At 61.6% G+C, this 12284-nt stretch carries 9 protein-coding genes and 1 pseudogene; 4 read left to right on the top strand and 6 right to left on the bottom strand.

Going from position 1 to position 12284, the window contains the following annotated elements:
* Window positions 1–37 precede the first annotated feature (37 nt).
* Window positions 38–1216 carry an ABC transporter substrate-binding protein gene (locus tag OZ411_RS10615; protein WP_282527889.1) on the bottom strand — a complete coding sequence of 393 codons (1179 nt, stop codon included), beginning with the start codon at window positions 1214–1216 and terminating at the stop codon, window positions 38–40.
* Window positions 1217–1465: 249 nt separating this feature from the next.
* Here OZ411_RS10615 and OZ411_RS43360 point away from each other — a divergent pair.
* Window positions 1466–1630, top strand: a pseudogene (locus OZ411_RS43360) (GntR family transcriptional regulator); the annotation flags it as partial.
* Between the two features lie 57 nt (window positions 1631–1687).
* Window positions 1688–2146: an FCD domain-containing protein gene (locus tag OZ411_RS10605; RefSeq protein WP_282527922.1), complete on the top strand. Its 459-nt coding sequence runs from the start codon at window positions 1688–1690 to the stop codon at window positions 2144–2146.
* 27 nt (window positions 2147–2173) lie between these two features.
* Here OZ411_RS10605 and OZ411_RS10600 read toward each other — a convergent pair whose 3' ends face one another.
* The 4 genes from OZ411_RS10600 to OZ411_RS10585 all read right to left on the bottom strand — a co-directional run bounded on the left by OZ411_RS10600 (window position 2174) and on the right by OZ411_RS10585 (window position 8915).
* Window positions 2174–3763, bottom strand: a complete 1590-nt coding sequence (locus tag OZ411_RS10600; protein WP_282527888.1) for a CoA-transferase — start codon at window positions 3761–3763, stop codon at window positions 2174–2176.
* Window positions 3760–4503, bottom strand: a complete 744-nt coding sequence (locus tag OZ411_RS10595; protein WP_282527887.1) for an enoyl-CoA hydratase/isomerase family protein — start codon at window positions 4501–4503, stop codon at window positions 3760–3762. The genes OZ411_RS10600 and OZ411_RS10595 overlap by 4 nt, the downstream gene beginning before the upstream one ends.
* Before the next feature lie 13 nt (window positions 4504–4516).
* Window positions 4517–5803 carry an FAD-dependent oxidoreductase gene (locus tag OZ411_RS10590; RefSeq protein WP_282527886.1) on the bottom strand — a complete coding sequence of 429 codons (1287 nt, stop codon included), beginning with the start codon at window positions 5801–5803 and terminating at the stop codon, window positions 4517–4519.
* 253 nt (window positions 5804–6056) lie between these two features.
* Window positions 6057–8915: a winged helix-turn-helix domain-containing protein gene (locus OZ411_RS10585; protein WP_282527885.1), complete on the bottom strand. Its 2859-nt coding sequence runs from the start codon at window positions 8913–8915 to the stop codon at window positions 6057–6059.
* 261 nt (window positions 8916–9176) lie between these two features.
* Here OZ411_RS10585 and OZ411_RS10580 point away from each other — a divergent pair, with 261 nt between their 5' ends.
* Complete coding sequence (locus OZ411_RS10580; RefSeq protein ID WP_282527884.1) at window positions 9177–10577, top strand: nodulation protein NfeD; 1401 nt, start codon at window positions 9177–9179, stop codon at window positions 10575–10577.
* Entirely contained in the window at window positions 10567–11328 is a 762-nt protein-coding gene (locus tag OZ411_RS10575) for a slipin family protein (RefSeq protein WP_282527883.1), read from the top strand. The genes OZ411_RS10580 and OZ411_RS10575 overlap by 11 nt, the downstream gene beginning before the upstream one ends.
* A gap of 56 nt (window positions 11329–11384) precedes the next feature.
* On the opposite strand, the gene OZ411_RS10570 is transcribed toward OZ411_RS10575, so the two are convergent.
* On the bottom strand, window positions 11385–12251 hold the full coding sequence (locus OZ411_RS10570; protein ID WP_349016996.1) for a ferritin family protein: 867 nt from the start codon (window positions 12249–12251) through the stop codon (window positions 11385–11387).
* Between the last annotated feature and the right edge of the window lie 33 nt (window positions 12252–12284).

The raw sequence follows: 12284 nt of genomic DNA, 5'->3' as shown, positions 1-12284 counted from the left end.
AAGACATTCCGGGAAAGCCGAAGCGCGACGATCTCAGCTATTCTTTGGTCGGATCGTATTTGACGATTTCAATCGAGCCGCCCTTGCGCACATGCACCACGTCGAACCCGAACACCGCCTCCCCGGTCTTGTCGTATCGGATCTTCCACAACCCGTCGTAAGTCATGGCCAGCAACGCAGACCGGATCTTGGAAACGTCGTCGACGGTGCCTGCGCTCTGCATCGCCTGGACGAGCATGTAGACATGGTCGTAGCAGGACGATGAGCACAGAGGCGCCTGGTCGTAGGGGAATTCCCGATTGAAAGTCTTCTTGTAGCTCTCAATGAACACCTTGACCTTCGGCTCGCTCTTTTCGGCTTCCTCGAAGTACTTCGGGACGTAGGCTACGTAGTCCGCGATGGCGTCCTTGTTCTTGAGCGCGGGCCCGATCGAGCCACGAACCAGGAAAAAGCGGTTCGCGAAGCCGGATTCAGTCGCCTGCCGCACGATGTCGTAAAGCACCGCATCGGAATAGCCGGGGAAGAGAATATCGGGCTTCCCGGCGGCGAGTTTCGCAAGTACCGCACTGAAGTCCTTCGTACCGGGCTCAAAGAGCTCGACCTGCAGCTCGATGCCGGCAGCCTTGAAAAGCCCCGTATAGATGTCGACGGCCGTCTTACCGAAGGCATCATTCTGGAACAGCATCGCCACCTTCTTGGTGTTCAGCTTCTTCAGGTAGTCGACCATCAACTGGCCGAACCCCGCCGAACCGGCATCCCAATTCCAGGTGCGCAACAGATAGTCGTGATCCGGCTTTCCAAGCGCGGCATGGGCCGATGTGGCCCCTGAGAACAACAGGAACTTGCCGTTGTTCTGGTTTGCGATCGGTTCAATGGCGTTGAAGATATTGGTGAGGAACGGACCGAAGACGAAGCGGACCTTGTCTTCCATCATCTTACGAAACTGAACCGTGGCCTCGCGTGGTTCGCCACGCGTATCCGCCTGGATCAATTCGAGCTTGTAAGTCTTGTCGCCGACCTTGAAGCCGCCCTTGGCGTTGATCTCCTCGACGGCGACCTTGGTGCCTTGCGCCGACATCCATCCGTACGTGGCGGTGGCGCCCGTTAATGCCTCGATCTGACCGATCTTGACGACATCTTGAGCGCGAACGGCCGGCGCCGCGAGCAGGCTGCACGCCATCAACCCTGTGAGCAGAAATCCTCTTGACCCGAGCACGTCTCTCCCTCCCTGACAATGTTTGTATTATCTCACTGACGTACTAGTAATATCTTACAAGGTAAGCGTCAAGCCTGGCTTCTTCGTTCGCATGCCGAGGCGACGTGAGAGCTACTGACTGGACTATCGGAGAAAGGTCGCGGAAACGGCGACGGACAACAAACTGGTATAGATCTGGCGTTGCTCGGTTGACTGGTGCTTGCGAGTTCTTCAATACGACTCGGTGTACTGCAAAGGCTTAGACGACTTATGGGTAAGAAAGCTGCGATCGATGTCACGACGGAATCACAGGCCGATGCCGCGCATCGACGCCTCGAGGAGATGATTGTCACGCTGCAGCTTCCTCCCGGGAGCCACTGGTCCGAAGAGGGTCTTGCCGACAAGATCGGGATTGGCCGCACGCCGGTCCGCGAAGCAGTCAAGCGCCTGCAGGCAGACTATCTGGTGAGCATCTTGCCGCGACATGGCTTGATGATCACCGAGATCAATCTCCATGAGCAGTTGCTCGTCATCGAATTCCGCAGGGAAATTGAGATTTTCATTTCCACACGAGCGGCACGAAGGATCATGGCCGCCGATCGCGAGCGGCTGGTTGCAGCGGCCAACGAAATCGATGCGGCCGGCAAGCAGGGCAATCTGGAAAAATACCTTCGCGAGGTGTTCAATGCGAATCAGCTCATCGCGAAGGCGGCGGGCAATCCTTTTGCGGCCCGGTCGATCTCACCGCTCCACGCGATGTCCCGGCGCTTCTACTACAAATATGAGTCCGACCTGCAGAACCTCGAAGCGATGGGTAAACTGCATGCCGAGCGGGCGCGCGCCGTTGCGCGGCAGGACGAGAAAAAGGCGCTTGCCCACGCTACGGCCCTGATGGACCAGATCGAAGGCTATACACGCAAGATCTTCGAGCGAGGGATCGGACTGGTGTAGCCTGATCGAATCAGCGTTTTGCGACCTTCAACTGGCCCTCGCCTGGCAGGGCATATCCAGGAAGAACGCCTCATCCATGAGTTTGAGATCGTCCGCCACCTTCCATGGGGCGAATTCCATCTGATCGAGCACGTCGCGGCGAACATCGATCCCCGGCGCGACTTCGGTGAGGATCAAGCCTTCGGCCGCAATCTCGAACACCGCGCGCTCGGTGATCACGCGGGCCGTCTGACCACGTTTCACGCCATCGATCACGGAATAAGTAATGTGTTCGGCCTTATCGACGAACTTGCGTACCTTGCCCTCTTTGACGATGCGCAGTTTTCCATCGGCGAATGCGACGTCGAGGCCGCCGGTGGTGAAAGTGCCGGTGAACACCAGCCGCTTTGCGTTTTCCGCGATATCGATGAACCCGCCGGCACCAGGATTTGCGACGCCGAACTTGGAAACGTTGACCAGACCACCCCGGTCGAATTGGGCAAAGGCCAGCGCCGCAAACCGGCAAAGGCCGCCATCGATGGCATCGAACTGGTAGACCCCGTCCAAAATCGCATCGGGATTGAGGTTGGCTGAGAACTGCCAGCCGGACATCACGATGCCCCCGTAGGAACCGTGCTCGGTCGTGAACCAGTAGTCCTTGAGGCCACCGTTCTCGAACACCCCCTGCTCAGCCATCACCAAGGGCACGTCGGCGGCTGCGCCGAAGCCGAAGATCGATAGTTCTCGCTTGCGGACCTCTTTCGATGCACGCAACGCAACGACCTTGTCCGGCGACATCGGAATGGGCGGAAGCTGCGACAAAGGAAGCCGTTCTCCGCCGAAGTAAGCCGGTTCGAACGTCACGTCGGTCGTCATCATCATCGACGGATCGACCACGACGGCGTCGACGAACATGCCGGGAATCCGCACCTCGGAAGCGGGCCGCGTTCCATAACGTACCGCTCGGCGCACCTGAGCAATCACACGGCCACCATGCGCCTTGGCCGCAAGGATTAGCGCGATGTTGGAGGAGACGAGCGCCTCGTTCTCGAATGAAAGGTTACCCTCCTCGTCCGCCGATGAGGCGTAGACAAAGACCGTGTCCAGCTTCCACGTCGGATAGAATAGATATGGCTGACCTTCGAAGTCGATGCGCCGGACCAGATCATCTCGTGCGCGCTCGGTGAACTTGCCACCGCCGTTTTCGGGATCGATGTAGGTCCCGAGACCGATCCGTGTCATGTAACCGGGGCTGCGGCGCGCGACTTCGCGAAGCCAATGCATGGTCGCTCCGATTGGCCATGAATAGGCTTCGATCCTGTTTTCACGGATCAAGCGCATCAACTCCGGGCGCTTGCCCGTCGTTGGATCGACCGGATTGATGTAGGATCCGCCGACGATGCGCTTCATCAACCCTTCTTGCGCGACGTGATCCATTCCCCTGATGCCTTGGGCGTCGCCCGTTCCGACAGGGAAATAGAACGTCAGACCTTTCGGGCTCGCCGTTTTGCGGAAGCGCTCTCCAAGCGCCTTGAGCAGCGCATCCGGCGTCACCCAGCCGATTACGCCGACACAGCCGACAGTGGATCCGTCCGGAATCGAAGCGACCGCGGTCGCAGCATCAACAATCTTGCTCACGCTTTCACCATGAAACGTTCGAAGGTCTTGCGAGAGCTCGGCGTTTCGCAATTTAGTGCGAACTCCCTGGATGCGACTTCATCCAGGCGCTCCGTATCCGCCATGATGAATGGCTCAAAGAATCGCTTGGTAGACGCAATGGCCTCCAGTGGCACCGCGGCAAGCCCGTTGGCCACACTGATCGCATGCTCGATCGCTGCGCCCGGCTCGACCACATCGTCAACCAGTCCAATACGAGCCGCTTCGACCCCGTCGATCGGCGCGGCTCCCCAGGTCAAACGGCGCGCTCGAACAGGGCCGGTTCGCGCTACCAGCGATGCTAAACCCCACGGAGGCAGCCAACCGTTTGGCGCCTCGGGCAAATGCCAGCGAGCCGTCGACGCACTGACGACGATGTCGCAGGACGCGGCAAGGATAAAGCCGCCACCAAGTGCATACCCCTCCACCGCGGCGATGACCGGCTTTGCGCGATAGCCGATGGCACGCGCGAATGCCGCCGTCTCCGACTCATGCTTGCACATATCCGCTATCGATAGGCCGGCCAGTTCCTTCAGGTCGCTCCCAGCGCAGAATGCCGGCGGCGCCCCGGCCAGCACCACCGCCCTTACCGCATCGTTCTGTTCGGCACTGGATAGCGCCTCCCCGAGATCCCGCATCAACTGCGACCCCAACGCATTGCGACGCTCAGGACGATTTATTGTGACGATCGCGATCGCCCCATTTATTTCAGACTTGATCATTCGGGGATTGTCCTCATCCAATGCGTGCGCCGTCCGCGTTGACCGCGGCTCTGACATCCTTGCCGTCGATAGCGCGAGGCAGCACGTTCTCGCGAACTGCAATCGCCGCGGCGAGACCTATTGCGTGACCGTAGGAAAAGCACTGCGCGGTCACGCGCGCTGAGGCCACGGCCTCATGTTCTGCCGACAAGCACCGACCCGCGACCAGCAGCCCTTCGCCACGCTCGGGGACGAAGCATCCGTAAGGAACTTCGTAGTAATCATTGAGCAGCCACTCCACCCTGGGCTTGTCCCCCGAGTGCAGTTCGATCGGCCAGGGCGACACGGCGATGCCGTCGGCGAACTTCGCGCCTCGAACGACGTCCGAGTTTGCAAGCGTCCTCACACCCGACACCTGGCGGGTCTGGCGCACGCCGACCTGAACGCCGGTGTCGTTCAGGAAAGCATCCTCGCAACCGACCAGATTGTCACGGAAGAAGCGCGCATATTCGCGAGCCTGCAGCCGACCTTCGATTTCCGCGTCGGTAAAGTCCCGGTAAGATAGCGTGTTCAGCTCTCGGCCATCCGGCCCGATCACGCGCGTGCAATTGCACAGTAGCTCTCCCGGACGCGTGGTAGGAAACAACCAGATCTTGGCGCGTGGGAGCTTGTAGTCGCCGGCATTGTGCTTGGCGCGGATCATCGCGGAGACCTTCTCCGGCATGATCGTGTCGACGCCGTATTCGCCGACAAAGCGCTCGACATCGACTCCCATCATACGGAAGATCATCGTCGGATTTTGCACCGCGCCGTTGTCGCCGATGAAACTCGGCAGCCCTGCCATCGCGACCACATCGGCATCGCCACTCGCGTCGATCACGACCTTCGCGCGTGCATCCACCGGCCCCTGCTTTGTCCAGATGCCAAGTCCTTCGACCTTGTCGCCCTCCATTCGCACGGACTGGGCAACCGCATGGAAGATGACGCGGACGCCTGCTTCCCGCAGCATCGCATCTGCAGCCTCACGCCACACCAGCGGGTCGTGGACGCGAGCCCATGTTTTGCCGTAGAGCAATGGCGCGCCGAGCCCTCCCATCGCCTCGAGCCTCCGGCAAAACTCGTCGGCGAAACCGAAAACGACCTGTTGCGGGCCCGCCGCAATATTATTCGTCGCTTCGTAAAGACCGCAGACGGTGCCTGAGAGCCCGGCGACAGCACCGCCGCCGCAGAAACCGTAGCGCTCGACCAGCGTAACGCTCAGCCCCTGACGCGCAGAGGCGATAGCCGCCGCAACACCGGCTGCTCCACCCCCGACAATCAAGACATCGCTATCAACTCGAATGGAACCGCGAACGTCCAACGTTGAGTCCCCGTTAGTATAGTAGTGATGTATTACAAATATCTCAATCGCTCTTCCGTTGCAAGACGCGCGGCGCAAAAAACCGGGAAATTAAGAGAAGCTCATGCGCGGCGAGAGCAGCGGGCTGTCGATAGGATGGGCCCGGAAAAACGGATAATGCGGGACTTGGTACGACCCGAACGATGCGAGCAGCCGCGGATCGCGCCAAGGCGGCTCACTCGGTCGAAAGCTGCGCCAGCATTGCTCTTGCGTTTCGCAGGTCCGAAATCTCGAAACCCTCGGTGAACTTTCCGTACACGGAGGCAAGGATGTGGTGTGCGTCGGCAGAACGGTCCTGACTGGCTCTCAATCGAGCAAGACTGATTGCCGTCCTCAGCTCCCAAAACAGCGCGCCCTGGCTACGCGCCACCTGGAGCGATTTGTCGAAGGACAGCTCGGCGGCGACAACGGAGCGATGTTCGCTGGCGCGGAGCAGCAACTCGCCTTTGATACGCAGCAGCTCGGCCTGGTACCATTGCTCTTCCCTCGCCTCGGAGCGCGCAAGCGCCTCATTGACGGCGGCAAGCCCCTGCGCGACTTCGCCGGCCTCGCCGAGACAGGCTGCCAATTCGCCAAGCGGAAGCAGGAAGCGTGGCAGGAACCGCGCTTCGCCGGCCACTTCGAGCGCCTTTCGCAGCACCGGCAATCCTGTGGCAACGCCGCCACGCCTTGCCATCACCATGCCCCTGAAGGCGCGCGCCCATAAATTCCACAGCCGGATCGGGTGCCGCTCGGTATGCTCGATCAATAGCGCACAGTAGCGTTCCGCGGCATCGAGGTCGCCGGCAAGGAAGGTGATCGGGCAGGCGCCCTGCCCCAGCACGCTGCAGAATGTCAGGGCGTGCCCGCTCGCCCGGCCTTCCTCGATGTTGTGTTCGACCACGCGCAAGGCCTGATCGGCTAGCCCCATCAGCCACAGGATGCGAGCCTGGAAATAGTGCGCAGATACCCGGAGATCGAAGCGAAAGCGGATCACCTGCGGCTTTGGCGATAGATCCGAAAGGCGCGACAAGGTCCGCGTGATGTGATGATGCGCAAGGTTCTGGTCGCCGAGGTAATGCAGCGTGGTGGCGAGAAGCCGGTCGGCCATCATCAGGTCGACGGAGTTGCTCGAGCCGACCGCGACCTCGGCGAAGCGGTGCGCGAATTCCAGCGCCTTGCGAAACTCGCCATTGTTGAACTGATCGATGCACAGTCCCCACAGCGCGCGCAGCAAATAGTCGGCGTCGCCGAGTTGCTCCGCGAGTTGCAAGGCCAAGGCCCAGGCGGGACCGGCCTCGCGAGCCCTGCCGACGCCGTACATCAGCGACCAGGCGCGTGCCGCCGAAAGCTGCATGCGCAGGCGCGACATGCCAGGGGTGGCTTCGTCGATCCTTGCCAGCGCCAACTCAGTGCGCTCGCGGCACTCCGCGAGCAGCGACAGTTGCACCCACAGCGGCACCGCCGCCGCGGTCAATGCCACGCCGGTCTGCGCATCGCCGCTGGGCGAGAATGCCCAATCAAGGCTGGCACGCACGTTGTCGATGTGCCGGCCGTAGATGGCAAGCCACTCCGTTTGCGGCTTCAACTCGCTTTCGGCTTCTGCATTGGCGAAGAAGCTACGATAATATTGCGCGTGACGGCGCGCGGCGTCGGCATATTCCCCTGAACCATGGAGCTTTTCCAGCGCGTAAGCGCGCGTCGTATCCAGCAGGCGGTAGTGCGGCCGGTCGCCACGAATGTCGGCGACGGCAAGCGACTTGGCGACCAGGTTGGCAAGGTGGTCGGTGACTTCGCTCCTCTCGCGATCGCCGGCGACCGCAATCACCGCGTCGAGCAGGAAGTCTCCGGCAAATATGCCGAGCCGCCGCAAGACCCGCGCCTCCGCCTCCGGGAGCAGATCATAGCTCCAGTCGAGCGTCGCCCGCAGCGTTTGCTGCCGGGGCAGCGCGGTGCGCCGGCCCGTCGTGAGGAATTTGAATCTGTCGTCCAGAAGCGCCGCAATCTTGGGCGGTCCAAGCATCGTCGCACGTGCCGCGGCAAACTCGATCGCGAGCGGAATGCCGTCCAGCCGGCGGCAAATGGCGGCGATGGCGCCAAGGTTCTCCTCGTCGCGTTCGAAACTAGAGCCCTGCGCCTTCGCCCTGGTCATGAACAGCTCGACTGCGGTGTGTTCAAAGATGGCGTCCGGTGCGAGCAGAGGCTCAGGCGGCACTTCCAGCGGAGGCACGCGATAGACATGCTCGCCATCGATGCGCAAGGCCTCGCGGCTGGTCGCGATAATGGTGGTGCCGGAGCAGCGGCTGACGATGGTCTCGGCCAGCCTGGCTACGGCACCAATCACATGCTCGCAGTTGTCGAAAACGAGCAGCAATTGCCGTGCTCCGATGGCACGCGCGATGGCCTCTGCGCAGATCTCTTCACCTTCCAGTTTGATGCCGAGTACGCCGGCAACCGCTGAAGGCACGAGTTCGGAATTTGAAAGCGAGGCCAGTTCGATGAGGAATCGGTCGGCGGTCAGTCCGAACGGCGGCGATCTGGCCGCCTGCAGCGCCAGCGCCGTCTTGCCGATCCCGCCGGGCCCGACGAGGCTCACGACTCGGTAGGCTGACAGAAGCTCCCACAGATGACCGATCGCCGTAGCGCGACCGATGAGATCGAACGTCGCGGCCGGAATGTTGGTCGACGGCGACAGTTCGGGCGCGGCCGGCTGATCCGGCGCATCGACATGCCGGATGAGCCATGATCCCAGAAGGCGATATCCCCGGCCGACCGTCGTGGCCAGCATGTCGCGATCCGGACCGAGGGCCTTGCGGATCGCCGCGATGTGCACGCGAAGCGCGCCCTCCTCGACGAATACGCCCCGCCAAACCCGCTTGGTCAAATCACTCTTGGAAACCAGCTCGCCTTCTGCCTGGACCAATTCTGCAACGATTTCAAAGGCCCGTCCGCCCAAAGGTACGGGTGCTCCCTGAGAGCGCAATTCCCGTCTGGCAAGATCGATTTCCCATCCCGCGCATGCATAGATGGGGCGCTGGCCTGATGCGGCCGTCATTTGGAGAAGCCCCAAGGAGTTTCTAAATTTCCACCCAGGCTAGCAGCCTATCATCAGCCCGGTCGAAAGAAACAAGCCGCCGGCGAGAACGAAGTGAGGAGTGCGCCGGGCCGAAGCTTGCCACGCTTGATCGGTTCAGGCTCTGCAAGAATGGAAGCGAGTGCCAGCTATCGCACTGCACAACGGCATGCGCGTGCGGTGGTTCGTGGCCATTGAGGTTCCGGAACGGAACCCCATATTTTTGGCAAGGGAGTGCTTGCCGTGCAGACCGTAAAGGCGGCCCTCGTTGCGGCGATTGCAATCGTCGCTCTGGTTGTCTCGCTCCTTCCCGGCTTAGCGGAGGAGAACCGCAGTCTTGCACTGACTATTTCGCTCGACGGAGCGATCGGGCCGGCGTCGGCAAGTTACGTGAAGGACGCTCTGGCCAAAGCAGCCGAACGACGCGCAGACATTGTCATCCTGCGTCTGAATACACCGGGCGGTCTCACCACCAGCATGCGCGAGATCATCTCGGATGTGCTCGCTTCGCCCGTGCCTGTCATCGGTTACGTCGCTCCCTCCGGAGCCCACGCCGCAAGCGCTGGGACCTATATTCTCTATGCAACCCATATCGCGGCAATGGCGCCGGGCACCAATATCGGTGCGGCGACGCCGGTGCAGATTGGCGGTCCGATACCGGGTCTGCCGGGTGGCACCCCGGACAAGGAGGGCAAAGACAGCAAGGATAGCGACCGCCAGCACGAGCCAAAGGATGCCATGACGGCAAAGGTGACGAATGATGCCGTCGCCCTCATCCGCAGCCTCGCCGAACTGCGTGGCCACAATGCCGACTGGGCCGAGAAGGCGGTGCGCGAGGCCGCCACCCTCTCCGCCAACGGCGCGTTGCACGAACATGTCATCGATCTCATCGCACGCGATCCGGTCGAACTGCTCGCGAAGGTCGATGGTCGCGTTGTCGAGGTTGCAAGTGGCAAGACGCAACGTCTGGCGACGAAGGACGCCGTCGTCGAAATAATCGATCCTGGATGGATCTCCCGGTTCCTGGCGGTCATCACTGATCCCAACGTCGCGTTCATTCTCCTGATGGTTGGCGTCTACGGGCTAATCTTCGAATTCATGTCCCCCGGCACGGTCGCCCCCGGCGTCGTCGGCACGATCTGCCTGCTGCTGGGCCTCTACGCCCTCAATTTGCTGCCGATCAGCTACGCCGGCCTCGCCTTGATGCTGGTCGGGATCGCGCTTCTCGCCTTCGAGGCCTTCAACCCGACGGTCGTGATCGGCCTCGGCGGAGTCATCGCCTTTGTGCTGGGAGCGGTTATGCTCTTCAGGGTCGAAGCGCCGGGCTACCGACTGTCGTGGTGGCTCATCGCCATCGTGACGGCGACGTTCATCGGCTTTGTTCTCGTCGTGCTCGGTTCGCTTCGGCGCGCTCGCAGCGGTCCGGTCCGCGTCGGCGCGCAAGCCATGCGAGGCCTGTCCGCCAAGGTCCTCGATTGGTCCGAGAATGAAGGTCATGTCTTCACGCACGGCGAGCGATGGCAAGCGCGCGGCACCGAAACCTTCAAGCCGGGCGAGGTGGTTGAAGTCGCCAACATCATCGATCTGACGCTGGTGGTGCGGCGCCAGTCCCGACCGGCGAAGGAGATACATCATGATGCTTGATTACTTGACCTATGCAGCGCTTGTGCTGGTCGTCATCCTCTTTTTGACCCAGGCCATTCGCATCCTGCGAGAATATGAGCGCGGCGTCGTCTTCACACTCGGCCGTTTCACTGGCGTGAAGGGCCCGGGCCTCATCATCCTCATTCCAGTCGTGCAGCAACTCGTGAAGGTTGATCTCAGGGTGATGGTGCAGGTCGTGCCGCCGCAGGACGTGATTTCGCGCGACAACGTCTCGGTCAAGGTCAACGCCGTCCTCTACTTTCGCATCGTCGATGCCGAGCGCGCGATCATCAAGGTCGGCGATTACATGGCCGCGACCAGCCAGCTCGCACAGACCACGCTGCGCTCGGTACTCGGCAAGCACGAACTCGACGAGATGCTCGCAGAACGCGACAGGTTAAACGCCGACATCCAGGAGAGCCTCGACAAGCAGACCGACGTCTGGGGCATCAAGGTCACGTCGATCGAGATCAAGGATGTCGATCTCAACGAAACCATGGTGCGCGCGATAGCCAAGCAGGCCGAGGCGGAACGGCTGCGACGCGCCAAAGTGATCAATGCGATGGGTGAGCAGCAGGCCGCCGAAAAGCTCGTCGAGGCCGGCCGCATCCTCGCCCAGGAGCCGCAAGCGATGCAGCTACGCTATTTCGCGGCGCTGCACGACATCGCGGGCGAACGGTCCTCGACCGTGGTCTTTCCGCTCCCGATGAATTTGTTTGACCATCTTGGCCTGCGGAGCGAATCAACATAACCGCAATCATTTGCCTGAAGAGGCACGAATCCTGTCATTGATTGTTTCCAAGCTCATCACGCTTTCGCCCTAACAACGGGCTCCAGGCTGCGCAGCCAGGCAAGCCGGGCGATGGCACGCTCCGCCAGCTTCTGCAGAAGCTCGACACGCGCCGGATCGTCCGAGCGTTCGGCACCGTCGATATAGGCGTCGGTCAGAGCCTCGGCGATGATCTGGGCATCAGCTCCCTGCAGTGCCGCAGGAAAGGACCCGAATCCCGCGGCATGGGCCGACATCAGTTCGGCCTCTTCGCGAAGCTCGTGAGCGCGGCTCTGCGAACGTCCTTGGACGCGCGCCTCGAGGTCCGTGAGCCGCACGGCCAGACGAGATTCCAGCGCGCCGGCATGCACCCGAGCTGCTGCCTCAGCGCCCCCCTCACCCGCCCGCTCCTTGTGCTCAAGGTGATAGGCGCTCCGCCGCACCTTGCGCAGGGTCGCCACATGCGCAAGCTCCTCCCGTGCCATGGCTTCGGCGGCCTTCCTGATCTCGGAATCGGCGGCGAACGCCGCGACATAGGACCAGAAGGCAAACGCGCGCTCTTCATTGCGCACCGCCATCGCCAGGGCACGATAAGGTGTCGTCAGCTGCGACGCCTTGATCTCGGCCATGGTCTCGGCATCGAAAGTCTCCGGCGCATCCCAGCGCACCAGTGCCGGATCAGGCGCCTTGCCACAGCGCGACAGCGACCAACGTGTCACACTATCGACGTGCTCGCGCTCGGCGGCCGCGAGCTGCGCGAAAACTGCCGCAAGATCATCTCTGTCCTGCGCCCGCATCTCTTCTGCAAGCTCCGAATAGCGATCCGCGGCCTCCTTCTCCATCGCATTGGCAAGCGCAAACAGCTCATCCAGCGACTGCAGGGTTCCCGCCGGTTCGTCTTTCAAAAGCAATGCTCGCGTTAGCAGCATGAGCCACCT

This window comes from Bradyrhizobium sp. Arg237L (assembly GCF_029990105.1).
GTDB lineage: Bacteria > Pseudomonadota > Alphaproteobacteria > Rhizobiales > Xanthobacteraceae > Bradyrhizobium.
The sequence above is the reverse complement of the archived record's forward strand: the minus strand, read 5'-3'. Positions and strand labels throughout refer to the sequence as shown.

Excerpts from the sequence above, each read along its gene's own strand:
- OZ411_RS10595 (WP_282527887.1), bottom strand. The coding sequence starts at position 4,503 with ATGATCAAGTCTGAAATAAATGGGGCGATCGCGATCGTCACAATAAAT.
- OZ411_RS10575 (WP_282527883.1), top strand. The coding sequence starts at position 10,567 with ATGATGCTTGATTACTTGACCTATGCAGCGCTTGTGCTGGTCGTCATC.
- OZ411_RS10605 (WP_282527922.1), top strand. The coding sequence starts at position 1,688 with ATGATCACCGAGATCAATCTCCATGAGCAGTTGCTCGTCATCGAATTC.
- OZ411_RS10585 (WP_282527885.1), bottom strand. The coding sequence starts at position 8,915 with ATGACGGCCGCATCAGGCCAGCGCCCCATCTATGCATGCGCGGGATGG.